30 protein-coding genes are annotated in these 24,532 nt (G+C 64.2%); 12 read left to right on the top strand and 18 right to left on the bottom strand.

The annotated features are described in order from the left end of the window. Positions 1–119 precede the first annotated feature (119 nt). Positions 120–1,673 (bottom strand): Do family serine endopeptidase, encoded by a 1,554-nt coding sequence (locus NKI10_RS17080; protein ID WP_352861053.1) that lies wholly within the window; start codon positions 1,671–1,673, stop codon positions 120–122. A gap of 191 nt (positions 1,674–1,864) precedes the next feature. Here NKI10_RS17080 and NKI10_RS17085 point away from each other — a divergent pair, with 191 nt between their 5' ends. Both NKI10_RS17085 and NKI10_RS17090 read left to right on the top strand, forming a co-directional pair. Next, the gene (locus tag NKI10_RS17085; RefSeq protein ID WP_023684527.1) at positions 1,865–2,134 is read left to right on the top strand and encodes a CopG family ribbon-helix-helix protein; all 270 of its coding nucleotides are present in this window, start codon (positions 1,865–1,867) and stop codon (positions 2,132–2,134) included. Continuing rightward, entirely contained in the window at positions 2,131–2,439 is a 309-nt protein-coding gene (locus NKI10_RS17090) for a type II toxin-antitoxin system RelE/ParE family toxin (RefSeq protein ID WP_023742647.1), read from the top strand. Before NKI10_RS17085 ends, NKI10_RS17090 begins: the two co-directional genes overlap by 4 nt. Here the strand turns inward: NKI10_RS17090 and NKI10_RS17095 are convergent. The 8 genes from NKI10_RS17095 to NKI10_RS17130 form a co-directional block, all read right to left on the bottom strand. Next, on the bottom strand, positions 2,436–2,900 hold the full coding sequence (locus NKI10_RS17095; protein ID WP_352861056.1) for a cytochrome c-type biogenesis protein: 465 nt from the start codon (positions 2,898–2,900) through the stop codon (positions 2,436–2,438). The genes NKI10_RS17090 and NKI10_RS17095 overlap by 4 nt on opposite strands. After that, the gene (locus NKI10_RS17100) at positions 2,897–4,888 is read right to left on the bottom strand and encodes a heme lyase CcmF/NrfE family subunit (RefSeq protein WP_352861058.1); all 1,992 of its coding nucleotides are present in this window, start codon (positions 4,886–4,888) and stop codon (positions 2,897–2,899) included. Before NKI10_RS17100 ends, NKI10_RS17095 begins: the two co-directional genes overlap by 4 nt. Next, positions 4,888–5,331: a cytochrome c maturation protein CcmE gene (gene ccmE, locus NKI10_RS17105; RefSeq protein ID WP_023670179.1), complete on the bottom strand. Its 444-nt coding sequence runs from the start codon at positions 5,329–5,331 to the stop codon at positions 4,888–4,890. The genes NKI10_RS17100 and ccmE overlap by 1 nt, the downstream gene beginning before the upstream one ends. Positions 5,332–5,334: 3 nt before the next feature. After that, positions 5,335–6,486 (bottom strand): c-type cytochrome biogenesis protein CcmI, encoded by a 1,152-nt coding sequence (gene ccmI, locus NKI10_RS17110; RefSeq protein ID WP_023742651.1) that lies wholly within the window; start codon positions 6,484–6,486, stop codon positions 5,335–5,337. Positions 6,487–6,571: 85 nt separating this feature from the next. Next, positions 6,572–7,015, bottom strand: a complete 444-nt coding sequence (locus NKI10_RS17115) for an RT0821/Lpp0805 family surface protein (protein ID WP_023742652.1) — start codon at positions 7,013–7,015, stop codon at positions 6,572–6,574. 174 nt (positions 7,016–7,189) lie between these two features. Then, positions 7,190–8,608, bottom strand: a complete 1,419-nt coding sequence (locus tag NKI10_RS17120) for an ATP-binding protein (RefSeq protein WP_023747490.1) — start codon at positions 8,606–8,608, stop codon at positions 7,190–7,192. Further along, complete coding sequence (locus tag NKI10_RS17125) at positions 8,592–9,257, bottom strand: response regulator transcription factor (protein WP_023670175.1); 666 nt, start codon at positions 9,255–9,257, stop codon at positions 8,592–8,594. The genes NKI10_RS17120 and NKI10_RS17125 overlap by 17 nt, the downstream gene beginning before the upstream one ends. Before the next feature lie 82 nt (positions 9,258–9,339). Further along, positions 9,340–9,600: a hypothetical protein gene (locus tag NKI10_RS17130; RefSeq protein WP_023670174.1), complete on the bottom strand. Its 261-nt coding sequence runs from the start codon at positions 9,598–9,600 to the stop codon at positions 9,340–9,342. Between the two features lie 279 nt (positions 9,601–9,879). On the opposite strand from NKI10_RS17130, the gene NKI10_RS17135 reads away from it, so the two are divergent. Beyond that, a complete protein-coding gene (locus NKI10_RS17135) occupies positions 9,880–10,266 on the top strand; it encodes an ester cyclase (protein ID WP_352861062.1) in 387 nt (128 codons plus the stop codon). Between the two features lie 6 nt (positions 10,267–10,272). Here NKI10_RS17135 and NKI10_RS17140 read toward each other — a convergent pair whose 3' ends face one another. Continuing rightward, positions 10,273–10,680, bottom strand: a complete 408-nt coding sequence (locus NKI10_RS17140) for a DUF3168 domain-containing protein (RefSeq protein WP_023670173.1) — start codon at positions 10,678–10,680, stop codon at positions 10,273–10,275. 217 nt (positions 10,681–10,897) lie between these two features. Here NKI10_RS17140 and NKI10_RS17145 point away from each other — a divergent pair, with 217 nt between their 5' ends. Next, positions 10,898–11,107, top strand: coding sequence for a hypothetical protein (locus tag NKI10_RS17145; RefSeq protein ID WP_023692810.1), 210 nt, complete (start codon positions 10,898–10,900; stop codon positions 11,105–11,107). Between the two features lie 7 nt (positions 11,108–11,114). After that, positions 11,115–11,306: a hypothetical protein gene (locus NKI10_RS17150; protein WP_023692809.1), complete on the top strand. Its 192-nt coding sequence runs from the start codon at positions 11,115–11,117 to the stop codon at positions 11,304–11,306. A 42-nt stretch (positions 11,307–11,348) separates the two neighbouring features. On the opposite strand, the gene NKI10_RS17155 is transcribed toward NKI10_RS17150, so the two are convergent. After that, positions 11,349–11,615, bottom strand: a complete 267-nt coding sequence (locus tag NKI10_RS17155; RefSeq protein WP_023670170.1) for a DUF1488 family protein — start codon at positions 11,613–11,615, stop codon at positions 11,349–11,351. After that, positions 11,612–11,875 (bottom strand): hypothetical protein, encoded by a 264-nt coding sequence (locus NKI10_RS17160; RefSeq protein ID WP_023670169.1) that lies wholly within the window; start codon positions 11,873–11,875, stop codon positions 11,612–11,614. The genes NKI10_RS17155 and NKI10_RS17160 overlap by 4 nt, the downstream gene beginning before the upstream one ends. 246 nt (positions 11,876–12,121) lie before the next feature. Here NKI10_RS17160 and NKI10_RS17165 point away from each other — a divergent pair, with 246 nt between their 5' ends. The 3 genes from NKI10_RS17165 (at position 12,122) to NKI10_RS17175 (ending at position 14,477) form a co-directional block, all read left to right on the top strand. Then, the gene (locus NKI10_RS17165) at positions 12,122–12,484 is read left to right on the top strand and encodes a co-chaperone GroES (protein WP_023698577.1); all 363 of its coding nucleotides are present in this window, start codon (positions 12,122–12,124) and stop codon (positions 12,482–12,484) included. A gap of 64 nt (positions 12,485–12,548) precedes the next feature. After that, positions 12,549–14,177 carry a chaperonin GroEL gene (groL, locus tag NKI10_RS17170; RefSeq protein WP_023692807.1) on the top strand — a complete coding sequence of 543 codons (1,629 nt, stop codon included), beginning with the start codon at positions 12,549–12,551 and terminating at the stop codon, positions 14,175–14,177. 135 nt (positions 14,178–14,312) lie between these two features. After that, on the top strand, positions 14,313–14,477 hold the full coding sequence (locus tag NKI10_RS17175) for a hypothetical protein (RefSeq protein ID WP_023687237.1): 165 nt from the start codon (positions 14,313–14,315) through the stop codon (positions 14,475–14,477). 12 nt (positions 14,478–14,489) lie between these two features. Here NKI10_RS17175 and NKI10_RS17180 read toward each other — a convergent pair whose 3' ends face one another. From NKI10_RS17180 to NKI10_RS17190, 3 genes are read right to left on the bottom strand one after another with little or no spacing between them, the layout of a single operon-like run. Beyond that, complete coding sequence (locus NKI10_RS17180; RefSeq protein ID WP_352861065.1) at positions 14,490–16,043, bottom strand: trimethylamine methyltransferase family protein; 1,554 nt, start codon at positions 16,041–16,043, stop codon at positions 14,490–14,492. After that, on the bottom strand, positions 16,033–16,179 hold the full coding sequence (locus NKI10_RS17185) for a hypothetical protein (protein WP_352861067.1): 147 nt from the start codon (positions 16,177–16,179) through the stop codon (positions 16,033–16,035). The genes NKI10_RS17180 and NKI10_RS17185 overlap by 11 nt, the downstream gene beginning before the upstream one ends. A 20-nt stretch (positions 16,180–16,199) precedes the next feature. After that, a complete protein-coding gene (locus NKI10_RS17190; RefSeq protein WP_280800251.1) occupies positions 16,200–16,328 on the bottom strand; it encodes an aminomethyltransferase family protein in 129 nt (42 codons plus the stop codon). Positions 16,329–16,455: 127 nt separating this feature from the next. On the opposite strand from NKI10_RS17190, the gene NKI10_RS17195 reads away from it, so the two are divergent. The 4 genes from NKI10_RS17195 to NKI10_RS17210 all read left to right on the top strand — a co-directional run bounded on the left by NKI10_RS17195 (position 16,456) and on the right by NKI10_RS17210 (position 21,221). Then, positions 16,456–18,615, top strand: a complete 2,160-nt coding sequence (locus NKI10_RS17195) for a transglycosylase domain-containing protein (protein WP_023684539.1) — start codon at positions 16,456–16,458, stop codon at positions 18,613–18,615. A 73-nt stretch (positions 18,616–18,688) separates the two neighbouring features. Further along, positions 18,689–19,273 (top strand): DUF1214 domain-containing protein, encoded by a 585-nt coding sequence (locus NKI10_RS17200; protein ID WP_023747493.1) that lies wholly within the window; start codon positions 18,689–18,691, stop codon positions 19,271–19,273. Beyond that, entirely contained in the window at positions 19,266–19,814 is a 549-nt protein-coding gene (locus tag NKI10_RS17205) for a DUF1254 domain-containing protein (RefSeq protein WP_023747494.1), read from the top strand. Before NKI10_RS17200 ends, NKI10_RS17205 begins: the two co-directional genes overlap by 8 nt. A gap of 396 nt (positions 19,815–20,210) precedes the next feature. Continuing rightward, entirely contained in the window at positions 20,211–21,221 is a 1,011-nt protein-coding gene (locus tag NKI10_RS17210; protein ID WP_352861069.1) for a hypothetical protein, read from the top strand. Here the strand turns inward: NKI10_RS17210 and NKI10_RS17215 are convergent. The 3 genes from NKI10_RS17215 to NKI10_RS17225 form a co-directional block, all read right to left on the bottom strand. Beyond that, positions 21,208–21,555 carry a DUF1491 family protein gene (locus NKI10_RS17215; RefSeq protein ID WP_352861071.1) on the bottom strand — a complete coding sequence of 116 codons (348 nt, stop codon included), beginning with the start codon at positions 21,553–21,555 and terminating at the stop codon, positions 21,208–21,210. The genes NKI10_RS17210 and NKI10_RS17215 overlap by 14 nt on opposite strands. 73 nt (positions 21,556–21,628) lie before the next feature. Next, entirely contained in the window at positions 21,629–22,417 is a 789-nt protein-coding gene (locus tag NKI10_RS17220; RefSeq protein WP_023727647.1) for a peptidoglycan-binding domain-containing protein, read from the bottom strand. Beyond that, positions 22,392–24,137 carry a sensor histidine kinase gene (locus NKI10_RS17225; protein ID WP_352861162.1) on the bottom strand — a complete coding sequence of 582 codons (1,746 nt, stop codon included), beginning with the start codon at positions 24,135–24,137 and terminating at the stop codon, positions 22,392–22,394. Before NKI10_RS17225 ends, NKI10_RS17220 begins: the two co-directional genes overlap by 26 nt. Positions 24,138–24,532 lie beyond the last annotated feature (395 nt).

Below are 24,532 nucleotides of genomic sequence, written 5' to 3' on the forward strand. Positions count from 1 at the left end.
CGATGGGGGCCCGCTGCCGCCGGGGGCAGAACACGATGACTGACTAACGCGTTCGGCCCCTTGCTTCCCGTGCGGCGGCTCGGGGGTGTTGAAACCGCCGCACTGGAAACTGTGTGATGTCAGCCTTTGGCGACTGGCAGCGCGACGAAGCGGTTTGAATCGTCGCGGGTGATCTGCATCAGCACCGCCTTGCGGCCGGACTTGACCGCATCGGCCATCACCTTGGCGACGTCGTCGGTGCCGTTCACCTCCGTCGAATTGACCGAGGTGATGACATCGCCGGGCTGGATGCCGCGGTCGGCGGCATCGCTGTCGGGATCGACATCGGTCACCACCAGGCCCTTGCCGTTTTCCGACTTGGTGACGGTGAGGCCGAGATCGGCCAGCGCGGCGGGCTTTGCCGGTGCCGCGGGCTGCTGCGGGTCGGCCGAGGCCTGCTTGTCGGTGGACGGCAGCGTGCCGAGATCGACCTTGATGGTCTGGCTCTTGCCGTCGCGCCACACCGTGACGTCGACCGACTTGCCGGGTGGGTGGGCGCCGATCAGACGAGCCAGTTCCTTCGGCGATGCGACGTCCTTGCCTTCGACCTGGGTGATCACGTCACCGGCGGTGATGCCGGCCTGCTTGCCGGGGCCACCGTCCTGGGCGCCCGAAACCAGAGCCCCGTTCTGCGACTTCAGGCCCAGCGATTCGGCGATGTCCGATGTAACCGGCTGGATTTCGACGCCGAGCCAGCCACGCTGCACCGAGCCGCTCTTCATCAGATCCTGCACCACCTGCTTGGCGGTCGAGGCCGGAATGTCGAAGGCGATGCCGACGCTTCCGCCCGACGGCGAGAAGATCGCGGTGTTGATGCCGACGACCTGGCCGTTAAGGTTGAAGGTCGGGCCGCCCGAATTGCCGCGGTTGACCGAAGCGTCGATCTGGATGAAGTCATCATAGGGACCGGCGCCGATATCACGGCCACGGGCCGAGACGATGCCGGCGGTGACGGTGCCGCCGAGGCCGAACGGATTGCCGACGGCCACCACCCAGTCGCCGACGCGAACCTTGGAATCGTCGGCGAAATCGACATAGGTGAACTTGCCGACGCCATCGACCTTGAGCACCGCCAGATCGGTGCGCGGATCGGTGCCGATCAGCTTGGCGTCAAGCTCCTTGCCGTCATTCATCACCACTGTGAAGGCGGAGCCTTCCTCGACGACATGGTTGTTGGTGACGAGATAGCCGTCATCGGAGATGAAGAAGCCAGAACCCTGCGCCACCGGACGCGGCTGGTCGTTGTTATGGTCGCGGTGGCTGAAGCGACGATTGCCGCCGTCATGGCCGTTCTGATCACCAAAGCCGCGGAATTGCTTGAAGAACTGGCGCAGCTGCGGATTGTCGGGCAGGTTGTTCATGCCGTCCGGATCGTCGGACTGGTCGGAGCCGTCATCGGCGGCAGGCTCGATCTTGGCCTTGACCTTGACGCTGACCACGGCCGGCGAAACGCGCTCGACGACATCGGCAAAGCCCGGCACCTGGGGCGCTTCGACCCGCACGGCGTCGGCCAGAACGGGAGCTGTACCAGTGGCAACGGCGCCGAAACCGATGCCGCCGGCAATGGCCAGCGAAGCGGCGGCGGCCAACAGGCGCTTGCGGGTGCGGGAATATGGGTTGGGGGCGATAGTCATGGGTCTCGTATCCTCTTTTCACTGGATGCGGCTCAGGCAGAGCATCCTCGGACAAGAGAAATAGAGAGGCGCACATTACGGCGCCATTTCCGGTGCATGAAAGTTTTGTAATGTTGGGCGGTCGCACAAATCGCTTGGTTGCGCTCGCCTGCTGCCCTATGGTGTACACAACTCAGCACAAGGCTTTCACAATGACAGCAAGCACCACCATGACCATTCGAGTCTCGTCCGAGACCAAGCTGAAGCTGGAGCAGATCGCTACCGATACCAGGCGTAGTAAATCGTTCCTCGCCGCCGAGGCGGTCTCAGCCTATGTCGATCGCGAGCTGGATATCATCGAAGGCATAAAACGTGGCATGGCCGACGCAGAGGCTGGCCGTGTCGTGCCCCACGACGACGCCATGGCGGAGCTCGACGCGGTGATCGAAGCAGCGAAAGCCAGGCGCGCAGGCAAGGCGTGAAGCTGTTCGTCACCTGGTCGCGAGAAGCGCTGGACGATCTCACGCAGCAAGTTGCCTTTATCGCTCAGGACAATCCTGCCGCCGCCCGACGCCTCGCGGACCGTATCCGTGAAATGGGCCGGGGCCTTGGTGATATGGCGACGGGCCGACCTGGCCGGGTAACAGGCACTTATGAGAAGCCCATCGGCCGCCTGCCCTACATCATTGCCTATGAATTGCGCCTGATCGCCGGCCGTCAGAGCATTGTTATCCTGCGCGCCATCCACACGTCGCGGGACTGGCCTTTGGAGGAATGGCCGAGCTAGTCGCTCAGCACCTTGTCCAGCGCCGCCTGTTCCTCGGCGCTCAGCGCCTTGGTTGCCAACGAGCGGCGGGAGCGTGTGGTCAGCACAATGAAAATGCCGCCGACTAGAAGCAGAAGCACCGGCGTGCCCCAAAGCAAGGCGTTGCGCGGGCTGAAGCGTGGCTTCAACAGCACGAACTCGCCGTAGCGCGACACGATATAGTCCATCACCTGCTGGTCGGTATCGCCGGCAACCAGGCGCTGGCGCACCAGGATGCGCAGGTCGCGGGCGAGGTCTGCATCGGATTCGTCGATGGACTGGTTCTGGCAGACCATGCAGCGCAGGCCTTCCGACAGTAGCCGCGCCCTCGCCTCGAGCGCCGGATCGGTGAGAACCTCGTCCGGTTTCACCGCTTGCGCCGCGCCGGCAAACAGCAGCGCCAGAAGCAGGGTGAGCGAGGCCAACGAGAACCTGGTGCTCACGGCGCGCCTGCCGACGGCATGGAGGCTGCCTGCTTGCGGCGGCGCGAGGGTGCGCCAACCCGCAGGCGACGGTCGAGCAGCGACATTGCGGCTCCCGCCATCATCACCAGAGCTCCGCCCCAGATCAGCGTCACCAGCGGCTTCCACCACAGGCGCACCACGACGGATCCATCGGTGCCTTCATCGCCCAGCGACAGATAGAGCTGGCTGAAGCCGATCGTCTCGATGCCGGATTCGGTCGTCGTCGTCTGCCGCACCGGAAAGAAGCGCTTGGCCGAGGTGATTTCGGCTGAAACGCCGCCATCGGCGCCGATCAGGGAAAAGCGGCCGCGCTGCTCGCTGTAGTTCGGACCCTGCGCCGGGAAGAGGCCGTCGAAACGCAGCGTGTGGCCGGAGAGTTCGACGCTCTCGCCGGCATGCATCGACAGTATCCTTTCGGTGCCGAAGCACAGCGTGCCGACAATGCCGAGCGTCGTCAGCCCGAGGCCGAGATGGGCAAGTGCAGTGCCGAACACCGAACGCGGCAGGCCGGCGAAACGGCGCTGCATGATGGCGGGCGACACATTGCCAAAGCCGGACTTGACGGCGAGGTCGGTGAGCGCGCCGCAGACCAGCCAGCAGGCGAGGCCGACACCAAGGGCGGCGAACACCGACGCGCCGTCGATGAACAGCCCGGTGACCAGCATCGCCAGGAGAGCGGCGCCGAAAGCCGCCATCAGGCGCTGGGCGACGGCATAGAGGTCACCGCGCTTCCAGGCGAGCAATGGTCCGAAAGGAACCACGACCAGCAGCGGCACCATCAGCGGGCCGAATGTCAGGTTGAAGAAGGGGGCGCCGACTGAGATCTTGCCGGCCGAAAGCGCTTCGACCGCCAGCGGATAGAGCGTGCCGACCAGCACGGTGGCCGTGGCCGTGGTCAGGAACAGATTGTTGAGGACGAGTGCGCCTTCGCGCGAGATCGGGTGGAACAGGCCGCCGGCCGTCAGCCGCGAGGCGCGCAGCGCAAACAGGGCCAGCGAGCCGCCGATGAACAGCGTCAAAATGCACAGGATGAAGATGCCGCGGGTCGGATCGGTGGCGAAAGCATGCACCGAGGTCAGCACGCCGGAGCGCACCAGGAAGGTGCCGAGCAGCGACAGCGAGAAGGTGAGGATGGCAAGCAGCAGCGTCCAGATCTTGAGCGCCGAACGCTTCTCCATGACGATCGCCGAATGCAGAAGAGCCGTGCCGGCCAGCCACGGCATAAAGGAGGCGTTTTCGACCGGATCCCAGAACCAGAAGCCGCCCCAGCCGAGCTCGTAGTAGGCCCAGTAGGAGCCCATCGCGATGCCGCCGGTGAGGAACATCCAGGCGACCAGCGTCCACGGCCGCACCCAGCGCGCCCAGGAGGCATCGATGCGGCCTTCGATGAGGGCGGCGACCGAGAAGGAAAAGCAGATAGAGAACCCGACATAGCCGAGATAGAGCAGCGGCGGATGGATGGCGAGGCCAAGATCCTGCAGGACCGGGTTGAGATCGCGGCCCTCGATCGGCGCCGGATTGAGCCGGGTGAACGGATTGGATGTCGCCAGGATGAACAGGAAGAAGGTGGCGCCGATAGCCCCCTGCACGGTCAGCACATTGGCGCGCAGCGTCGCCGGAAGGTTGGAGCCGAAGACAGCGACCAGCGCACCGAAGAAGGTCAGGATCAGCACCCAGAGCAGCATCGAGCCTTCGTGATTGCCCCAGGTTCCGGTGATCTTGTAGATCAGCGGCTGCAGCGAATGCGAGTTTTCCCACACGCTCGCCACCGAGAAATCGGAACTTGCATAGGCGCCGGCGAGTGCTGCGAACGATAGCGCCGTGAGCGCGAAGCCTGTGACCGTGACGGGACCGCCGACAGCCATCAGCCTCTGGTTGCCGGTACGGGCGCCGATCAGCGGCACCAGCGTCTGCACCAGCGACAGCACAAAGGCGAGGACGAGCGCGAAGTGTCCGGTCTCAACCATTACTGGCTCTTGCTCTCTTGCCACACGCCCTTGGCCTTCAGCCCGTCAGCGACTTCCTTGGGCATGTAGCGCTCGTCATGCTTGGCCAGCACGCTGTCGGCGACGAAAACGCCGTCGGCGCCAAAGCTGCCTTCGGTGATGACGCCCTGCTCCTCGCGGAACAGATCGGGCAGGATGCCGGTATAGCTGACCTTGACCGATTTGTGCGTGTCGGTGACCGAGAACGCAACCGTCGCGCCCTGCCCGCGCACGACCGTGCCCTTTTCGACGAGGCCGCCGAGCCTGATGCGCTGTCCCGGCTGCAAGCTGGCGGTGGTCAGATCGGCGGGCATATAGAAATAGGAGGCCTTCTGGCCCAACGCATAGAAGGTCAGCCCGGTGGCGGCGCCGAGGAAGGCAAGACCTCCGACAATCACCGACAATCGCTTCTGCTTGCGCGTCATGTCCTACTCCGTCGCCGTCAGGCCGAGCGAGGCGGCAAAGGCGGTGAATTTCTTCGCTTCCTCACTGTCGGCGCCAAACACGGCGATACCGCGATGCAGCGCGTCGCGCGCCTGGTCAGCCTTGCCCAGCACAACATAGGAACGAATGAGCCGCATCCATCCTTCCGCGTCGCGCGGATTTTGCCGCAGTTTTTCGTCGAGGCCGGCGACCATGGTTTCGATCATGGCCTGCCTGTCCTGCGGCGCCATCGACGAGGCATCGACGGCTGCGGCATCGGGGCCTTTGGCGGGCTCTCCTGACGCGACGCTGCGGTTGGCGGCCTCGGCCAGTGCCTGTTGGACAGCTCCGCGCCATGGCGAATCCTGCGGCAGGAAATCGAGCATTTTCTGCCAAGCCGTGGTTGCCTCGGGTATGCGGCCTTCCTGGGCCAGCGCCATCGCCAAATAGAACGAGGCTTTCGCGTTTCCCGGGTCGAGTTTTAGCGCCTGTTCGAAAGCGGATTGCGCATCGGCCGAAACGATGCCGCCGGCCGCATTGGCAATCGCTTCGCCGAGGCCGGCCTCGCGGGCGGCCGTGTCGCCATCGAGGCGGATGGCATTGCGATAGGCGGTCACGGCATCGGGAAAGCGCTGCAGGCGCAGATAGATCGGGGCGAGCACGTCCCAGCCGCGTCCGTCGCCAGGGTTGGCGGCAAGATGGGCCTCGGCGCGCGTCACCAACTCGTCGACCGAACTATCGGCCGGATTCTTGGCCAGCCGTTCGGCAAGCGGCTGCGACGGCAGATCCGGCGAGCCGAGCTGGCTGTAAAGGCCCCAGCTGAGCAGAGGGACCGCCAGTACCGCAGCCGTTGCCACCAGCCTTGCCGCCTTTGACGGCTGCCGCGTGCCAGGCGCATCGGCTTGACCGACATTGGCTTGACCAACATCTCCCAGGCGAAGGATGCGGCGGGCGATTTCGGCGCGCGCCTCCTCGGCTTCCGCCGGCTGGATCAGCCCGCGCGCGGCGTCACGCTCAAGCTCGGCCAGTTGGTCGCGATAGACTTCGAGGTCGTGGTCGCTGCTGGTCGGAGCGTCCTTGCCGCCACTGGTCAGCGGCAGCAGCACCGTCAGGCTTGCGCCTAGCGTGAGGATTGCGGCTATGACCCAGAACAGCATGGTTCTTCCAATAGAGCGAGAGCCCTGCTCTCACAACATGAGGGTGCTGCGACGCTTTGACGGGATTCCGACCCCGGCCCAATGTTCAGGTCAGCGGCGTCCAGCTGCCGTCGGCGTTGCGGCATGCGGTGCCCCGCGCGGTCTGGCCGGCCGTGCCGGTAAACACCGTATGGGTGTACTGGCGGCAATCCTGCGAGCCGACGCGGTAGGGCTGGGCCGCGACGACTTCGCCGGAATGAGCCGAACTGTCGCTCTTCCACGTCACCTTCTGGCCGCTCGCCGTATATTCGAGCGCCTTGTATTCCGCCTCGAGCGCCTTGCGCTTCTCGGTGCTGTTCAGGCCGCTGCCGATCGATCCGCCGACGAGCCCGCCGGCCATGGCCGAGATGATCGTCGTCGCGACTTTGGCCCCTGAAGGAGGCGACGCGGGGGGGGTGGTGATGGAGATATCCGGGCCACTGCCCTTGCCCAGCGTTCCGCAGCCGGAAAGAGCGAGCAGTGCGGAAACGAGCGCAACGCGAATCTTCATGCCAACAACCGGTTTTCTTGAACGGGATGCGCTGGGGGCCGCGTCATCGGGGGCGTCAGGACGTCATACTATTGACATTTGTCGGAAATTTGGCCGTTTTTAACGGCCTTTGTGCAATCGAGGGGCCGCCATAACACAGGCATTCGGCCGTGTCGATTGGCCCTGGGCAGTACATCATTGCAAGCTCCGCAAGCGCACAACCGCCTTCAGCCCGCCCATCGTGGAGCGTTCCAACGCCAGCGCCCCGCCATACTCGTTGACGAGGTCGGCAACGATGGCAAGTCCGAGCCCGGTTCCCGGCTTTGTCTCGTCGAGGCGCCGGCCGCGTTTCAAGACATCGCGGGCCTTGTCCTCGGGGATGCCGGGACCGTCATCCTCGATCGATAGCTCGAACAGGCCGGCTGCGGCCGGCGTGACGGATACGGCAACAGTGCTCTTCGCCCATTTCATCGCATTGTCGAGAAGGTTGCCGAGCAGTTCCTCCAGATCCTCGCGCTCGCCGGCGAAGACGATGTCGGCCGCCGGCAACACAAGCGACAGGCTGACATCAGGCTTGAGTTTTTGCAGCACGCGCACCATGCGCTGCACCAGCGGCGTCACCGGCGTGCGGTAGACGACGCTGTCGCGCTGCGCCGCGACCCGTGCCCGCTGCAGGTAGTGGTCGACCTGTTTCTGCATCGACGCCGCCTGGTCGGCGATGAGCTGGCCCTTGGCGCCGCCGAGAGCCCGGCCCTCATTGATCAGCACGGCGAGCGGCGTCTTCAGCGAATGGGCAAGGTTGCCGACCTGCGTACGCGAGCGCTCGACGATGCGCTTGTTGTTTTCGATCAGCGCATTGGTCTCGTTGGCGAGCGGCTCGATCTCGGCGGGAAACCGGCCATCGAGCCGCTGCGCCGTGCCTTCGCGCACCTGGGCAAGCGCGTTGCGAACCCGGCGCAAGGGCTGGAGGCCGAGCAGGATAGCAATCGCATTGATGGCGATCATGCCGACGCCGAACAGGCTGAGATAGGTCAGCAATCGGCCCTGGAAGGTGGCGATCTCCTGTTCGAGCTCGGTCTTGTTGCCCATCACGCGGAAGCGCGCGGCGCGGTTCTTGGCATCGAGCACGAATTCGCTCTCGAACACTTCGAGCTGCTCGTCGCCGATACCGTCGGTGGAGTAGCTGCGCTGGAAGCTCGAATTGAACGGCACCTCGGCGACGGTCGGCGACGGGATCGTCGTGGTCATCGAGGACGAATGAAGGTTGCCGTGCACACCTTCGGAAGCCGGCTCCACCGACCAGTACCAGCCCGAATTCGGCTCCGAGAAGCGCAGGTCGCCAAGGTCGGGAGCACCGGTGAGCTGGCCGGATTCGGAAACGCCGACCGAGCCGATCAGATTGAACAGATGCGCCGACAGCAGGCTGTCGAAGCCGCGCTCGCTGGCCTGGCGGTAGAGCGTGGTGATCAGAGTGAAGATGACGATCAGGGTGAGGATCGCCCAGATCGTGGAAAAGCCGATGACGCGGAAGGCCAGCGAGCGCGGCCAGAGCCGCGCCGAAAAAGGCTTCCTTGCTGGTATGGGGAGCGGTTCCGCCTTACGCCTCCGGCTCACGCATGCGATAGCCCATGCCGCGCACGGTTTCGATCATGTCGATGCCCATCTTCTTGCGCAGCCGGCCGACAAAGACCTCGATGGTGTTGGAATCGCGGTCGAAATCCTGGTCGTAAAGATGCTCGACCAGCTCGGTGCGCGACACCACCTCGCCCATATGGTGCATCAGATAGGCCAGCAGGCGGAACTCATGCGAGGTCAGCTTCAGCGGCACGCCGTTGACATCGGCCTTGGAGGCCTTGGTGTCGAGGCGCAGCGGCCCGCAAGTGAGCTCGGACGAGGCATGGCCGGCGGCGCGGCGGATCAGCGCCCTCACCCTGGCCAGCACCTCCTCGATGTGGAACGGCTTGGTGACATAGTCGTCGGCGCCGGCATCGATGCCCGACACCTTGTCGCTCCAGCGGTCGCGCGCTGTCAGGATCAGCACCGGCATCTTGCGGCCGTTGCGGCGCCAGCGCTCGACGACGCTGATGCCGTCCATCTGCGGCAGGCCGATGTCGAGCACGACGGCATCGTAGGGCTCCGTGTCGCCGAGGAAATGCCCCTCCTCGCCGTCATAGGAGCGGTCGACGACATAGCCGGCATCGACCAGCGCGTCGGCCAGCTGCCGGTTGAGATCCTTGTCATCTTCTACGACGAGTACGCGCATGATCGGTCAGGCCTGTTGATGTGTCAGCTATAGGCCGATTCCGGTGGTCTGGGAAACGAGCCCTGCAAGAGGGAAGATTGGATCAGTTCGCCGGGACGACGATCTCGGAACGGCGCGGACGCTGGCCGTCCTTGCCCGGCACAAGCACGACGATGACGCAGACCTCCTGGCCGCCACGCGTCGTCTGCGAAGCCTTGGCCAGCGTGCCGCCATTCTGCTCGGCAACCTGCTGGCCGATCGCGTAGCAATCCGCCGCGGCTGCCGGCGTCGCTTGCGACGCCAACAGGCCGGCCGCTGTGAGCGCCAGTATCGCGGTTCTGACATGAGAGCGAAGCGTTTTCATGGTCGGCGTTGTAACGCAACTGTGCTGAACGTGAAATGAACGGTGAACGGGTGAAAATCCATCCCCGCAATACCCCCTGCGCGCGCAACGAATGAATGCGATCCTACCGCCCAGTCCCTCAGACCGGGCAATGGATTCATAACCGGAAAACCGGCTGCGCGGCTATGGTTTTTGCGCGCAGGTTCTCAATTCGCAGCCAGATTGGGAACAGGTCAAGGCGAGACCATTCTGAAGGCCGCCCTAAATAGCGCGGGAAACGCCAAATCATCGGAGGGCGCCATGACGGATAGAGACCTTGCCGACCTTTACCGGGGCTATATCGCTTGCCTGAATGCCCAGGACTGGGCGAAACTTGGAGACTTTGTCGGCGACGAGGTGCAGCACAATGGCGAAATGCTCGGCCTGTCGGGTTATCGCCGTATGCTCGAAGGCGATTTCGAGGCGATTCCCGACCTCCGCTTCAACATCGAACTGCTGGTCTGCCAGCCGCCGCGCGTGGCGGCGCGCCTGCATTTCGACTGTCATCCCAAGGGCGTGCTGTTCGGCCTGCCGGTGAACGGCAAGCGCGTGTCGTTCGCTGAGAATGTTTTCTACGAATTCGGAGAGGGTCGCATCCGCGAGGTGTGGTCAGTCATCGACAAGGCCGAGATTCAGGCGCAAATCTAGGTTGCTTCAATCACTTTGCTCGGTGAGAGCGCGTATCCGCAGCACCCCGTGGTAGAGCGCCAGGTCCTCGTCGTAGCGGGCCTCGGCGAACTCCAGGGACAGGCGGGTCTGGTCGCGCGAGCCGGTGGCGAAAGCGGCGCCGTCAAGGCGCGCCCGGATGCTGTCCATGATCAGACGCGTCTCGGCCTCGCCTTGCGCCTTCGACCAGACATGCAGCGTGATGAGCTGGTCGTCATCATTGTCGGCGCCGGTGTCCAGATCGAATGCGCTGGTCCTGCCATAGGTCACATAAGGGAAGGCGGCACTGTCGGCCGCCTGCTCGCGCAACCCGGCGCCGCCGAGCAGCGCCGTCAGCGAGGCATCGCTCTTCAATCTCATGAACAAGGCTTGCAGCAAATCGCCGGGCGCCGTCATCGTCGTCTCCGTTCGCCTGTCACGCTTTGAACAACCTCAGTTTCGCGCGCAACCTAACCGCGTTGCACGGATTTCGCCAGATGACGATCCGCCTGATGGAAGGCGGCGAATCGGGCGGCATGGCCCTTTCACGGACCGGGTTCTATTTGGCATGCGGGGAGTTTCAAGAAGGGTGTTATGAGGAGCCCTGTTTTCTCCGGCAATTCGAGGTCATTTCATGCGAACGCCACCGCTGCTGCCGGCTTTTGGAAAGCTTGGCGTCAAGCCCCCGGTCGCGATTGCGGCAGCACCCGCCCTGTCGAAGAGCACCGTGGCCCTGCGCATGCGCGAGATACTTTCAATGCATGGCGGCCTGGCCTTGAAGCTGTCGGTGGTGGCCTGGACAATCCTGATCCTGGCGGCGGCATTTTTCATGTCAAGGGCCTGATGCCGATATGACAAACCGCTACGCGTTGCGCATGTACGAGCCCGAGAGCTGGACTATCTTCGACATCTTCACCGGCCAGCCTGTCGAGCTTAAGCAACAGGTGATGGTGGCCATGAATTTGCGCGATGCGGAAGCGATGGCCGACCGCCTGAACAGCCGGGACGTCAAGCGGCGGGCAAAAGCCGACCGCAAGTCCTGACGCACGCTGATCTCAGCCGCTCTGATGCAAGACGAACGCGCGCTAGCCGAAATCTGCGGCTGTGAGCACATAAATGCTCTTGCGGGTGCGGGCGTAGGCCTTGCTGGCAATGTCATGGATGGAGCTGGACGCGGTATCGAAGGCCGCCAGATAGGTGGCTTCCGCGGTCGCCGTCCCTGATGGCGCCTTCGAGAGGGCATCGGCGGCGACAGAGAAGGAAATCTGGAACATGCCGTCATGGCCGACAAAGCGGATGCGCTTGCCGGCCTCGTCATAGAAGCGGCTTGGATTGGGGAATGTCAGGCTCATGACGTGCCCCCCTTCGGCGCGGCGGCGGCTTTCTTGACGGTAGCCCGCTTCTTCTTCGGTGTCGGGTTCAAGGCTTCCGCGACGCGGTCGGCCTCTTCCTTGGCCAGGCGCAATTCCCTGAGCCTTGCCGTCTTGATCTCCCTGGCCCTCGCTTCGGACATGTAGTCGGAGGTTGCCTTGTTGCGCTCGGCCGTCTTCTTCTGCTTGTCCATGAAGCGGGCTTCAGCTTTTTCCATGATGCTCTGATTGCCTTCGGCCATCGCCTAAATCTCCTCGTGCCTGAAATGGTGAAATCGAACTTACGATATAAATAGTCGCTTTGGCCTCGAAATTCAATTTTTCGAAATATCTAGGCGCCTCGCGACGTTTCGAATCCGGCAGACATCATAATACTTTTTAATATTTAATTTTGGCCACGAATAATTTTTGGCACTCCTATCTATCGAGTGCCAATACGCCTATAAGAACGGCGCGGTCGCCTATGCCGGCCCCAGAAAGAAGTTCTCATGAAGTTTCGGCCACTCCACGACCGCGTCGTCATCCGGCGCGCCGAAGGCGATGTCAAATCCAAGGGCGGCATCATCATTCCCGACAATGCCAAGGAAAAGCCGCAGGAAGGCGAAGTCATCGCCGTTGGGCCGGGCGCACGCGACGAAAACGGCGCGCTTGTTCCGCTCGACGTCAAGGCCGGCGACTTCATCCTGTTCGGCAAATGGTCGGGCACCGAGGTCAAGATCGACGGCGAGGACCTGCTGATCATGAAGGAAGCCGACATTATGGGCGTCATCGACAAGAGCGAGACGGCCGCTATCGGCAAGAGCGGGACGGTCGTCACCGAGAAGAGCGTCAAAGCCAAGAAGGCCGCCTGACCGGCCTGGCTTTGCCAGGCTCCGGCGAGCCGCTTGCTTCACCACACCAACGGGATTGAAAAAAATGTCTGCCAAGGAAATCAAATTCGCCACCGACGCGCGCGACCGCATGCTGCGCGGCGTCGAGATCCTCACCAATGCGGTGAAGGTCACGCTCGGCCCCAAGGGCCGCAACGTCATCATCGACAAGGCCTATGGCGCGCCGCGCATCACCAAGGACGGTGTGACGGTGGCCAAGGAAATCGAGCTTGCTGACAAGTTCGAGAACATGGGCGCGCAGATGGTGCGCGAAGTGGCTTCGAAGACCAACGACCTCGCCGGTGACGGCACCACCACCGCCACGGTGCTGGCCGCATCGATCCTGCGCGAAGGCGCCAAGCTGGTTGCCGCGGGCATGAACCCGATGGACCTCAAGCGTGGCATCGACCAGGCTGTCGCCGCCGTGGTCAAGGACATCAAGGCGAAGGCCAAGAAGGTCAAGTCGTCGGCCGAGATCGCGCAGGTCGGCACCATCGCCGCCAATGGCGATGCCAGCGTCGGCGCCATGATCGCCAAGGCGATGGACAAGGTCGGCAATGACGGCGTCATCACCGTCGAGGAGGCCAAGACCGCCGACACCGAACTCGATGTCGTCGAAGGCATGCAGTTCGACCGCGGCTATCTCTCACCCTATTTCGTCACCAATGCCGACAAGATGCGCGTCGAACTGGAAGAGCCTTACGTGCTCATCCACGAGAAGAAGCTCGGCAATCTGCAGGCGATGCTGCCGATCCTCGAAGCAGTGGTGCAGAGCGGCAGGCCGTTGCTGATCATCTCGGAAGACGTCGAAGGCGAAGCACTGGCGACGCTGGTCGTCAACAAGCTGCGCGGCGGCCTCAAGGTCGCGGCCGTCAAGGCGCCGGGCTTCGGCGATCGCCGCAAGGCGATGCTGGAAGACATCGCCGTGCTGACATCGGGCCAGATGATTTCCGAGGATCTCGGCATCAAGCTCGAAAACGTCACCATCGAGATGCTTGGCCGCGCCAAGCGCGTACTGATCGAGAAGGACACCACCACGATCATCGACGGCGCCGGCACCAAGGCGACCATCCAGGCGCGCATCGCGCAGATCAAGGGCCAGATCGAGGAGACCACGTCCGATTACGATAAGGAGAAGCTGCAGGAGCGGCTGGCCAAGCTCGCCGGCGGCGTTGCCGTCATCCGCGTCGGCGGCGTCACCGAGTCTGAAGTGAAGGAAAAGAAGGACCGCATCGACGACGCGCTGAATGCGACGCGCGCGGCGGTGGAAGAAGGCATCGTGCCCGGCGGTGGCGTGGCGCTTCTGCGCGCAAGATCGGCTCTGGCCGGCCTGACCGGCGCCAATGACGATGTGACCGCCGGCATTTCGATCGTGCTCAGGGCGCTGGAAGCGCCGATCCGCCAGATCGCCGAGAATTCCGGCGTCGAAGGCTCGATCGTCGTCGGCAAGCTGTCCGACAGCAAGGACCAGAATCAGGGCTTTGATGCCCAGAACGAGGTCTATGTCGACATGATCAAGGCCGGCATCGTCGACCCGGCGAAAGTGGTGCGCACCGCGTTGCAGGATGCCGGCTCGATTGCAGCGCTTCTGATCACCGCCGAAGCGATGATCACCGACATCCCGGCCAAGGATGCGGCGCCTGCGGGCGGCGGTGGCGGCATGGGCGGCTACTGACCATCGCCCGAAAATTGCCCGCTGGGAATCTGGGCGGGCATAAATCAGAACAGGCTGCCGGGGACATTTCCCCGGCGAGCCAGGAATTTCCGTCAGTCAGTCAAGACCAGTCATCAACGACAGGGAGATCGACAGATGATCACATTTGCCCCGAAGCCAAACGCTGTATCCGCGACCAAGCCGGCGGAGGAGAGCCGCTTCGATCGCATCCGCCGGATTGCCGCCGACAAGCACAGGCAGGCCGATGCCGGGCCGATTCGCCGCGAGCCGTCGAAGACCGGCGACAAGCGGCCGACGTGACGGCTGCCAACCTCACGACACCGGCAACGCTCCGCCCTCTTCGGTGCGGCGGGCAATGAACTCGTCGAGCACATCGGATGTGGCAACGGCCGACGCCGGCGGCTGGAAGTCGGCCAGCGTCCGCTTCCAGATGCCGGTGGCTCGCTCGGTGGCCGACTTCGAACCGGACTGCGTCCAGCTGCCGAAATTCGACCAGTCGGCGACCAGCGGCTCGTAGAAGGCGGTGCGGTAGCGCGTCATGGTGTGGCCGGCGGAGAAGAAATGCCCGCCCGGCTGGACTTCAGCGATCGCCTCGAAGCCGATCGAATCCTCGTCGCCGGGGGTCGTAGCGCAGAGTTCGGCAACCGTCTGCAATGCCTCGATATCGGTGATCAGCTTCTCGTAGGAGACGCTGAGGCCACCCTCCAGCCAGCCCGCGGCATGGATGCAGACGGTGGCGCCGGCAAGCACCGAGCCCCACAGCGCGAACTGCGTCTCGTGCGCCGCCTGCACATCGGAAATGTTGGCCGCACTGCCGCCGCCGGACCGCCAAGGCAGGCCGGTGAAGCGCGCCAGCTGGCCGGCGCCCAGCGTTGCCTTGACGTGCTCGGGCGTGCCGAAGGCCGGTGCGCCGGACTTCATGTCCACATTGGAGGAGAAGGATCCGTAAACCACCGGTGCGCCCGGCCGCACCATCTGCGCCAGCGCGAGACCAGCCAGCGCCTCGGCATGCTGCAGCGTCAATGCGCCGGCGACGGTGATCGGCGCCATGGCGCCGGCCAGGCAGAAGGGCGTGATGATGGACACCTGGCCGGCCTTGGCGAAGTCGATGATCCCCTTCGCCATCGGGATATCGAGCTGGCGCGGCGAATTGGTGTTGATCACGGTGTAGCAATGGACGCCGGCCAGGAACTCGTCCTGCGAGAGCCCGCGCGCCAGCCTGATCATCTCGAACCCATCCTCGACCTGCGGCGTGCCGCGCGCGAAGACGAAGGGGAACTTGTCCGACAGGGTCAGCTGCGCACGGTTGACGGCATAGTGGCGCAAACGGTTGTCGACATCCTGAGGCTCGATCCAGGGGCCGAGCATATGCAGCACGTCGAAATTCTGAACAAGCTTGGTCAGTTCTTCGAAAGCGGCGAGCGTGCCCGGACGCCGTCCGCGTTCGAGATCGGTGACGTTGGGCGCCCCGGCTCCGGCGAGGAACGTCATCGAGCCGAGCTCCAGCATGAGATCGCGGCTACGGTCGCCCGCCAGCGCCCGGATGGATTTTGGCGCCGAGGCGATTGCCGCAGTGACAATATCGCGGCCGATCCGCACCATCTGGCTGTCCTCGTCGACCAGCGCACCGGCTTTGGCGTAGATCGCCCGTGCCTCCGGCAGCAGCACCTTGATGCCGAGCTCTTCCAGCACGCGCAACGCCGTGCCGTGGATGGCCGCGACCTGGTCGTCCGAAAACACCGGCTGGGGCAGGAACGGGTTTTTGAGCGAGCGATAGTTCGGGTGGCGGCTTGACCCGCTGCCGGCCTCACCGGTGTGCCCGCGCCGGCGCTCGCGCCTGGTCTCCCTTATGATGTCATCGACCATGGCCAAAACTCCTCATGCCGCATCGCCTGCCCTCGGGGTCGTATGGCGAGGCCGGAATAATTCGCGCCGGCCGCTCGACGCCGACAATGTGCACCCAAAGCGCGGTCCCCTCCCCGGCGAATTCGTCGCCCAGCAACGTCAGCGCGACGCTTTTGCCTATTGTGTAGCCATAGCCGGCGAGGCGACGAAGCCGACGCGCCGGCCCTTGTGCCAGACTGGCTCGAAGCCACTGGCGTCGGCATCGACGGCGTCGACCTCCAGCGTCACGATCCGGGCGGCGCTCAACAAACCGTGCGGTGTGGCCTGGCTGCCCTTGTGAGCCGGGCTGAAATGGAAGAATAGTCTTCGCCGGGTATGCCCGCCCTGAAATTGCCCGCTTGCGGTTCTCAGGTGGGTTGGGTGAGTTTCGGGAATGGCCAGTCCTTTAGAACGACGTCCAAGACGAAGAGGTCCGATCGCCGCCGCACTGCTGGCGGTGGACGCCTGGATCGATTCCTCGCTCTACGAAATCGGCTTCAAGGCCGGCCAGTTCTGGGAATCGGCGACCATTTTTTCGCGGCGCTTCCGAGTCACCGGCTGGCGACGCGGCATCATCGAGGTGCTGAGCGAAGGTTTTACGATGGGCGCCGGCGGCGTCGTCGTGCTGCTCGCACTCGCGATGCCGGCCTTCCAGATCACCACCGGCGACTGGCGCAGTCAGGGCGATTTCGCCGTCACCTTCCTTGACCGCTACGGCAATGAGATTGGCCAGCGCGGCATCATCCAGCGGGATTCCGTGCCTGTCGACGAGATGCCGGACCATGTCATCAAAGCGGTGCTGGCGACCGAGGACCGACGCTTCTTCGAGCACTACGGCATCGACGTGCTCGGCCTGTCGCGCGCCATCTTCGAGAATGTGCGGGCTAATTCCGTCGTCCAGGGCGGCTCCAGCATCACCCAGCAGCTGGCCAAGAACCTGTTCCTGTCGAATGAGCGTACCTTCCAGCGCAAGATCAAGGAAGCCTTCCTGTCGCTGTGGCTGGAGGCCAATCTGTCGAAGAAGGAGATCCTGCAGCTCTATCTCGACCGCGCCTATATGGGCGGCGGCACGTTCGGCATCGAGGCGGCGGCGGATTTCTATTTCGGCAAGAGCGTCAAGGATCTGAACCTCGCCGAGGCGGCGATGCTGGCCGGCCTGTTCAAGGCGCCGACCAAATACGCCCCGCACATCAACCTGCCCGCCGCCCGTGCTCGCGCCAATGTGGTGCTGTCGAACCTCGTCGATTCCGGTTTCATGACCGAAGGCCAGGTGCTGCAGGCAAGGCTGCATCCAGCCGAGATCGTCGACCGCGGCGAGCAGAAGAGCCCGGACTATTACCTCGACTGGGCCTTCGATGAGGTCAAGAAGATCGCCAAGCCCGGCCAGCATTCGCTGGTCGCACACACCACTTTCGACGCCAACATCCAGAAAGCGGCGGAGGAATCCGTCGAATTCCATCTCCGCCAGTTCGGCAAGGAATACAACGTCACCGAGGGCGCCGTTGTAGTGATCGAGACCAATGGCGCGGTGCGCGCCATTGTCGGCGGCCGCGACTATGGCGCAAGCCAGTTCAACCGCGCCACCAAGGCGCTGCGCCAGACCGGCTCCTCGTTCAAACCTTACGTCTACGCCACCGCCATGGAGCACGGGTTCACCCCGGACTCCGTCGTCTCAGGCGGGCCGATCAGCTGGGGCGGCTGGTCACCGCACAATTACAATGGCGGCTCGGCCGGCAATGTGACGCTGATCACGGCGATCGCCAAATCGATCAACACCGTGCCGGTACGGCTGGCCAAGGACTATCTCGGCATCGGTCCGATCAAGGCGATGGCCGAATCATTCGGTGTGGAATCGCCGCTGGAGTCGCACAAGACCATGGTGCTCGGGACATCGGGCATGACGGTCATGGACCAGGCGACGGGCTACAGCGTGTTCGCGCAGAACGGCTTCGCCGGCTCGCGGCACGGCATCACCCAGCTCGTCACCCGCACCGGCGATGTCGTCTACGACTTTGCCAAGGATGCGCCGGCGCCGCATCGGGTTCTGTCGGAACAGGCTTTGAAATACATGAACACCATGCTGGCTGCGGTGCCGGCGATCGGCACCGCGCGGCGCGCGCAGCTGCCCAACATCGTCGTCGCTGGCAAGACGGGGACGACGCAATCCTACCGCGACGCCTGGTTCGTCGGCTTCACCGGCAATTACACGGCTGCCGTCTGGCTCGGCAATGACGACTTCACCCCGACCCGCAACATGACCGGCGGCACGCTGCCGGCGATGGTGTGGCAGCGGCTGATGGTCTATGCGCACCAGAATATCGACCTGAAGCCGATCCCCGGCCTAGACAAACCCTTCGTCGACGAAGAGATCGCGGCCAAGGCCGAGGAAGCGGAGAAGAAAAATGCCGATCAGGCAGCAGCGGATGCCGCGGCCGAGCGCCCGGCGGTGCTGTCCAGCCGCACGACACAGACGCTGCGCGAGATGACCAAGGTGTTCCAGGCCGCGCCCGTGCTCGGCTCGCCGCAGACACCGGAGACCCTGTCGGCGCTTTGATTCCACAGCGCTGCTTGCTCTGCGGCCTGCCCCGCTATATCCCCGAACGATAATTCACTCGTCCCGGTTCTTCATGCTCAAGACCGCCTTTTTCACGCTGCTTTCGCTTGCCATAGCCATCGGCCTCGGCGGCGGCAGCGTCTGGTATGCGCTGCAGGCGCAGAGCGGCGTCGGCGCGATCAGCATCGGCGAATGGACCGCCTTTCCCGAGATCGGCACGCAAGATGCCGACCCCTATTCCAAGGCGCGCGTGGCGCGTGAAGGCGTGCTGGCGCTCGGCAAGGCCGAGGGCTTGTCCTTCATCGCCGAGCGCGATGCGGCCGGCGATGAGCTTCAGCGGCAATGCGACTACAGGATCGAGGGCAGTTTCCCCACCGCCCGGTTCTGGACGCTCTATGCCGCGGATCAATCGCTCGGCGTGGTCGACACCGGCAAGCCAAGGTTGGCGGCGCTGCAATCCTACCAGGTGCTGCGTCAGCCCGACAATTCGGTGATCATTGCCGTCGGCAACCGTCCGGCCCCCGGCAATTGGCTTCTGATCGAAGGTTTTGGCCGGATGTATTTCGTGCTCACCTTCTACGACACGCCGATTGCCTCAAGCACCGGCCTTTCCGACGTGTCGCTGCCCCGGATCGTCAAGGCTGGCTGCAATGCGTAGGTTGCTGCACGCCATCCTGCTCGGCCTGGTCGGCGCCGGCATCGTCCACATCGTGGTGCTTTTGCTGGTGCCGGAATTTACCGAGCGCGACGCCTGGTCACGGCTGGCGATGGCGTCCGACCTCTACAAGATGACCAGGCTGGACGCCGAGGCGGGCGGCGGGCCGGTGGTGAAGTCGGTAGATCCGCTGTTTTACGCCGCCGCCTGCCGCTTCGACCTTGCCGAAGGCATGGTGCGGATCAAGGCGCCGGGCAGCGTGCCGTTCTGGTCGGTGTCGGTCTATGACCGCAACGGCCACAATTTCTATTCATTCAACGACCGCACGGCGACCGGCAACAAGCTGGACACCGTGGTGCTGACGCCGGCACAGATGATCGACGTGCGCAGGGAGCTTCCCGAAGACCTGCAAGGGGCGATCTTCGTCGAGGCGCCGATCGAGGAAGGCATCTTCGTCATCCGCGCCTTCGTGCCTGACGACAGCTGGAAGCCGGTAGTGTCGCAGTTCCTGGACCAGAGCTCCTGCGAACTGCAGGACTACTGACCTCAGCCCGACGACCAGCAAACTCAGTGGTGCGAAACAGGCGTCCGTGGTGTGCCCGGCTTGTCCGCCGGTCGCGCCTGGCCCGCCAATGGCGGATGCTCGTAGCGGACGCCGGGAAAAATGATCACCGCCGCCGGCGTACCGGTGTCCTGAACTGCTCGATTGACTGGTGCCGATCGCGGCACGAAAGACAGTACCATGCCCATGGTTCGCGTATTCCTCTCGGTTGCCCCGGAGCACAATGCAACGCCTCCAAATGTGATTAAGGCCGGCAGAGGGTTAACGGAGCGCTAACGGATCGCGGCTAATTTGATCTTTGTTCCAGGCCGTGCGCGAAACCGACACAGTTGCGGTTGAGCATGGTCCGGGTTGTGTCGAGTATCGGGCGTATCTTCCGTGTCAGCTTCGGATTTCAGGCAAATCGCCATACGGACGGAATCGGGAAAAGCCGAAAGGCTGTTTCGCGCCGCCGTGTCGGCGTTCTGCTCGCTGACCCGCCCATCGCGCCGCGAGATCGCCCAGCTCGAGGATCTGACGCTGCCGCTGTTCGACAGTGTGCCGGTCGAATCGCGCCGCTATGTCGCCGCCGCCCTGTCCGAATGCGAATATGCGCCGGCCGCCCTGGTGCGGCGGCTTTGCGAGGAGCCGGTCGATGTCTGCGCCCCCTTGCTGGTCCGTTCGCGGGCGCTGGGCGACATCGACCTGATCGCGTTGATCGGCCGCCACGGCCTGCCGCATGCGCGCGCCATTGCCCGCCGCAAGGATTTGAACCCGACCATCGCGCAGTTGATCAAGGCGCTGGAAAAGCCGACCCTGGTGCGCGTGCGGCAGCCCGAGCCGATCGCCGACGTGGCGGGCAACGGTGCCGAAGCCACTGCTGCCGCTCCCAGCGCACCAAAACTGCCCGGCAGCGCCGCCGAAACCGCCAGGCGCCGCCTGCGCTCGATGATGCTCGCCGAGGGCGAGGCGACATCGGTCAATCCCTTCGTCGGCTCAGCAACTTACAGCAAGCTGCGCGAGACGGCGCTGACCGGCAACGCCGCCTTCTTTCAGACCGCGCTTGCCGACGCGCTCGACATCGACTTCTCCACGGCGCGGTCGCTGACCGACCATTCGAGCTATGTCTCGTTGCTCGCCGCGCTGCGGGCGCTCGACCTCAGTGAGGACAGGGCATTCCTGATCGTGGTCGCGGTTTACCCCCGGGAGTTTCCGCACCCGCAGGCGATCCGCATCTTCCTCGACCGCTACCGGCTGCTGCACCACGAGGCGGCGCTCGACAAGGTGCGCGGCTGGAAGGCCGAAACATTGTCGCGAGCGGTGCGCGGCAACACCCCTGTCGCCGCGAATGGCGACCAAGCGCCGGACGTCGACAAAGCCAGCTTAGGGGCCAGCCTCAAGGCGTCTTGACGGAGAGAAGCTCCTCGACGGAAACCGTTCCGACCTCGATCTCGACCACCCAGATGTCGGGATCGAATTTTTTCTCCCGCTCAAGCCTGGCGTCAAGCGCGGCGGCATCGTCGCCGGCGCCGAGCAGCGTGAAAAAGCGATCATCCGGTTTGTCCGAATCGTAGCTCGTCTGCGGCGCCGGGCCGAACAGGGAGACGTCGCCCAGCCTGCCGCGGGAGAGCACGAAGACAGCGCCGGCCTCGGTCGCGCCGCGCTTGACGACGGCCGCAAAGCCGCCGGCGCCGAAGACACGGCGCAGCAGGGCCGACACCCAAAACTCGGTGGTTACGCGCATGACGAGGCTCCGGAGGACATGCGCGGCGTCTTAGCCGGATTTTCGGCTATCCGCGAGCGGTCGTCTTGACCACTCAATTGGTCAGGCCGATCTCGCGCATCTTGACGTAGACGACCTCGTCGGGCTCGCCCGTTTCCGGCAGGCCGAACAGCGACTGGAATTCCTTGATCGCCGCCTTGGTGCGGGCGCCGACGACGCCGTCGAGTTGCATGTCGTCATTGCCGAATGCCTTCAGGCCGGCCTGGATCTTGACGATGCGGGCATCGGGCGCTTGGGCGGATACCGGCGCGGAAACCGGGATGGGCGCAGGCGCGGCCTCGGGCGCGGCAACTCGAGCGGCGGCCATATCCACGGGCCGCGGCAGCGGATGCGGGATGCCAGCTGTGGTCTGCTTGGCGCCGAGCTGGTCGAGCAGCACGGCGTCGATCTCGCCGGAGGCCGGCAGGCCAACTTTCTGCTGGTAGGCCTGGATCGCCTTTTGGGTATTCGGCCCGGAAATGCCGTCGACCGTTCCCGTGTAGAAATCGAGATCCTTCAGGATGCCCTGGACCTGCTCGACGGTCGGGTCGCTTTTGACCGGTGCCGGGCCGGGCCGCAGGATGTTGATGGTGGTTTCGGGTTCGTCCGCGCCGGGGTGCGGAAAACCCTCGATGCTGCGGGTGGCGAAGAAGGCGCCGGCATGCGGAAACGGCTGGTACCACAGCGCGTTGGCGGAAACGTAGAACAGCGTCACCAGGAAGGCGGTCGACCCGCCGACCAGGACCGGATTGCGCGAGATCGCGCCGCCGAGCGCAATCGCGCCGGCCTCGAACGCGCCGCTGCGGCGCTTGACCGCCTTAGGCTGTTTTGCGGAGCGAGCCATTCCTGTCCCCTTTCGCGTCGCCTTTCGTCCTGGTCGCAGGCATCGGCAGCACGCCGTTCCTGTCGGTCGCGCTCCTCTTCGGCCCGTTCACCGGCAGGCTGATCGTGACCGTCGTCCCCTCGCCCGGCATGCTTTCGATCGACATCGTGCCGTCGTGCAGCGCCACCAGGCCCTTGACCAGCGACAGGCCGAGCCCGGTGCCCTCGAAGCGGCGCGTATAGTCGTTCTGGATCTGCATGAACGGCTTGCCGAGATTGACAAAATCTTCCTCGGCGATGCCGATGCCGGTGTCCCCGACCCAGAAATGCAGCCGCGAGCCGATCCGCTTGGCGCCGACGACGACATTGCCGCCATCGGGCGTGAACTTGACCGCATTGGAGACGAGGTTGATCAGGATCTGCTGCACGGCACGACGGTCGGCATTGATCTCCCCGGCGTCCGGCGCAATCTGCGCCTGGAGACCGATGTTCTTGGCATTCGCCTGCAGCTGCATCATCGACTGGCACATCTCGACCGCTTCGATGAATCGGAACGGTTCGGGCTCGGTCGCGTAGGCGCCGGCCTCGATCCTCGAGACATCAAGGATGGAGGTGACGACGGCAAGCAGATGCTGGCCCGACTCCTTCACCAGGCTGACATACTCCTTCTGGCGCGGGTCCTTGAAGCCGCCGAACATCTCATGCAGCAGCATGTCGGAAAAACCGATGATGGCGTTGAGCGGCGTCCGAAGCTCATGGCTGACGACCGCCAGGAAGCGGCCCTTTGCCACCTCGGCCGACGCTGCGGCCTCATTGGCGGCAGCAAGCTCGTCGCGCAATTCGGCAGTTTCGTCGTTCTCGCGCAGCAGCAGAGTGAAGGTCTCCTGCTGCTCTTCGGCGCGCATCAGTTCGAGCTGAAATGGCCGGTAATTGTCGGCCGTCGAGGCGCTGCCGTCCTGCGGCAGCCTTACCCGAAGATCGAGCCGGCGCGCCAGGGCGCCATCGCGCATGTCGGCAAGCGCGCTGAGATAAGCGACGCGATCGGACAGGTGGATGCGGTCGAACAGCCCGGCGCCGAAAAGCAGTTCCGGCGGCAGCTTCAGGATGGTGCGCGCCTTGGCCGAGGCATCCAGGACCTCGCCATGCCGGGCGACATGCAGGACAACGGCGTCGATCATGTCTTCAAGGCGGTCGTTTGGAAGGAGCGCGGGCTGCGCGCGTGCGGCATCGCCGAGGGCCGCGAGCCGGGGAACCAGCGTCAGGCCCCAGGCGAGCGGCAGCAGCCAGTGCCACGCCGCGACTTGCGCCCCTCCGAGCGGGACGACAGAGCCGACAAAGGGCTGCAGCAGCATTGCGGCCAAGGTTGAGAGGCCGCCCCAAAGTGCCGCGCGCTTTGAACCGCCGATCCACCAGGCCTCGAATGGCAGTGCCAGGGCCAGCAGCGCAACCGGCGACGCCAGGCCGCCTGCTGCCGCGACGGCGCCGGCAAGGGCAAGACCGCCGGCGGCAAGGGCAACCTGGGCTGCCAGCGTCATCTTGCCCGACGCCGCCACCAGCAAGGCGGCGAACCAGCAAAGACCGAAGGCGGCGAAAATGGTTGCGACGGTGACGGCGGCGCCCATGCCCGAGGTGACCAGTGTCACCGCCGCACCGGCGGCGAAGAACGGAGCGGCAAGCATGATGCCGATGAACCGGCGCTGGCGCAGGCGATCGCCCTGGCCGATGATGGCCGGATGGACCATGCGTTCGCAACCGGCCGCCAGCGCGCCAGGCAGTTCAATATATCTGGCAGTTGTCAAACTCAACGCACTCGCACCCGGTCGTGACTGCCCCTGCTTTGCAGGTCGCTTTTGCTTGTTTGAAACTCGCATCCAGCGTTTAAGGAATGAATAAGGCTGACCGGAACAACGAGCGCGCTGCGGCAAAAATTGGAGCGCCGGCACCGGAATGCACCGCCATTTGCAGCCATAGTAAACGGAGCGTTATGTGCAAAGGGCGTGCCCGTGGCTGCGAAACCCTGAGCCGGCATGCCTGCTCTTCTGAAGATATCCATGCGCAACAATCGCTTAGATGGTTACTGCAAGGTTAAGAAAATTGTCGGCATTTGAGGCTAATGCACTGCAAAACGCCTCGCTTC

It is taken from the genome of Mesorhizobium sp. M0802, from assembly GCF_040320115.1.
Classification (GTDB): domain Bacteria; phylum Pseudomonadota; class Alphaproteobacteria; order Rhizobiales; family Rhizobiaceae; genus Mesorhizobium.

Coding starts and splice junctions, on each gene's coding strand:
- ccmE (WP_023670179.1), bottom strand. CDS start 5,331: ATGACGCGCAAGCAGAAGCGATTGTCGGTGATTGTCGGAGGTCTTGCC.
- NKI10_RS17205 (WP_023747494.1), top strand. CDS start 19,266: ATGCGTAGGTTGCTGCACGCCATCCTGCTCGGCCTGGTCGGCGCCGGC.
- NKI10_RS17155 (WP_023670170.1), bottom strand. CDS start 11,615: ATGAGCCTGACATTCCCCAATCCAAGCCGCTTCTATGACGAGGCCGGC.
- NKI10_RS17225 (WP_352861162.1), bottom strand. CDS start 24,137: ATGGTCCATCCGGCCATCATCGGCCAGGGCGATCGCCTGCGCCAGCGC.
- NKI10_RS17215 (WP_352861071.1), bottom strand. CDS start 21,555: ATGCGCGTAACCACCGAGTTTTGGGTGTCGGCCCTGCTGCGCCGTGTC.
- NKI10_RS17150 (WP_023692809.1), top strand. CDS start 11,115: ATGACAAACCGCTACGCGTTGCGCATGTACGAGCCCGAGAGCTGGACT.
- NKI10_RS17125 (WP_023670175.1), bottom strand. CDS start 9,257: ATGCGCGTACTCGTCGTAGAAGATGACAAGGATCTCAACCGGCAGCTG.
- NKI10_RS17135 (WP_352861062.1), top strand. CDS start 9,880: ATGACGGATAGAGACCTTGCCGACCTTTACCGGGGCTATATCGCTTGC.
- NKI10_RS17100 (WP_352861058.1), bottom strand. CDS start 4,888: ATGGTTGAGACCGGACACTTCGCGCTCGTCCTCGCCTTTGTGCTGTCG.
- NKI10_RS17115 (WP_023742652.1), bottom strand. CDS start 7,015: ATGAAGATTCGCGTTGCGCTCGTTTCCGCACTGCTCGCTCTTTCCGGC.
- NKI10_RS17145 (WP_023692810.1), top strand. CDS start 10,898: ATGCGAACGCCACCGCTGCTGCCGGCTTTTGGAAAGCTTGGCGTCAAG.
- ccmI (WP_023742651.1), bottom strand. CDS start 6,486: ATGCTGTTCTGGGTCATAGCCGCAATCCTCACGCTAGGCGCAAGCCTG.
- NKI10_RS17180 (WP_352861065.1), bottom strand. CDS start 16,043: ATGGTCGATGACATCATAAGGGAGACCAGGCGCGAGCGCCGGCGCGGG.
- NKI10_RS17165 (WP_023698577.1), top strand. CDS start 12,122: ATGAAGTTTCGGCCACTCCACGACCGCGTCGTCATCCGGCGCGCCGAA.
- NKI10_RS17195 (WP_023684539.1), top strand. CDS start 16,456: ATGGCCAGTCCTTTAGAACGACGTCCAAGACGAAGAGGTCCGATCGCC.
- NKI10_RS17175 (WP_023687237.1), top strand. CDS start 14,313: ATGATCACATTTGCCCCGAAGCCAAACGCTGTATCCGCGACCAAGCCG.
- NKI10_RS17140 (WP_023670173.1), bottom strand. CDS start 10,680: ATGACGGCGCCCGGCGATTTGCTGCAAGCCTTGTTCATGAGATTGAAG.
- NKI10_RS17220 (WP_023727647.1), bottom strand. CDS start 22,417: ATGGCTCGCTCCGCAAAACAGCCTAAGGCGGTCAAGCGCCGCAGCGGC.
- NKI10_RS17080 (WP_352861053.1), bottom strand. CDS start 1,673: ATGACTATCGCCCCCAACCCATATTCCCGCACCCGCAAGCGCCTGTTG.
- NKI10_RS17160 (WP_023670169.1), bottom strand. CDS start 11,875: ATGGCCGAAGGCAATCAGAGCATCATGGAAAAAGCTGAAGCCCGCTTC.
- groL (WP_023692807.1), top strand. CDS start 12,549: ATGTCTGCCAAGGAAATCAAATTCGCCACCGACGCGCGCGACCGCATG.
- NKI10_RS17130 (WP_023670174.1), bottom strand. CDS start 9,600: ATGAAAACGCTTCGCTCTCATGTCAGAACCGCGATACTGGCGCTCACA.
- NKI10_RS17085 (WP_023684527.1), top strand. CDS start 1,865: ATGACAGCAAGCACCACCATGACCATTCGAGTCTCGTCCGAGACCAAG.
- NKI10_RS17200 (WP_023747493.1), top strand. CDS start 18,689: ATGCTCAAGACCGCCTTTTTCACGCTGCTTTCGCTTGCCATAGCCATC.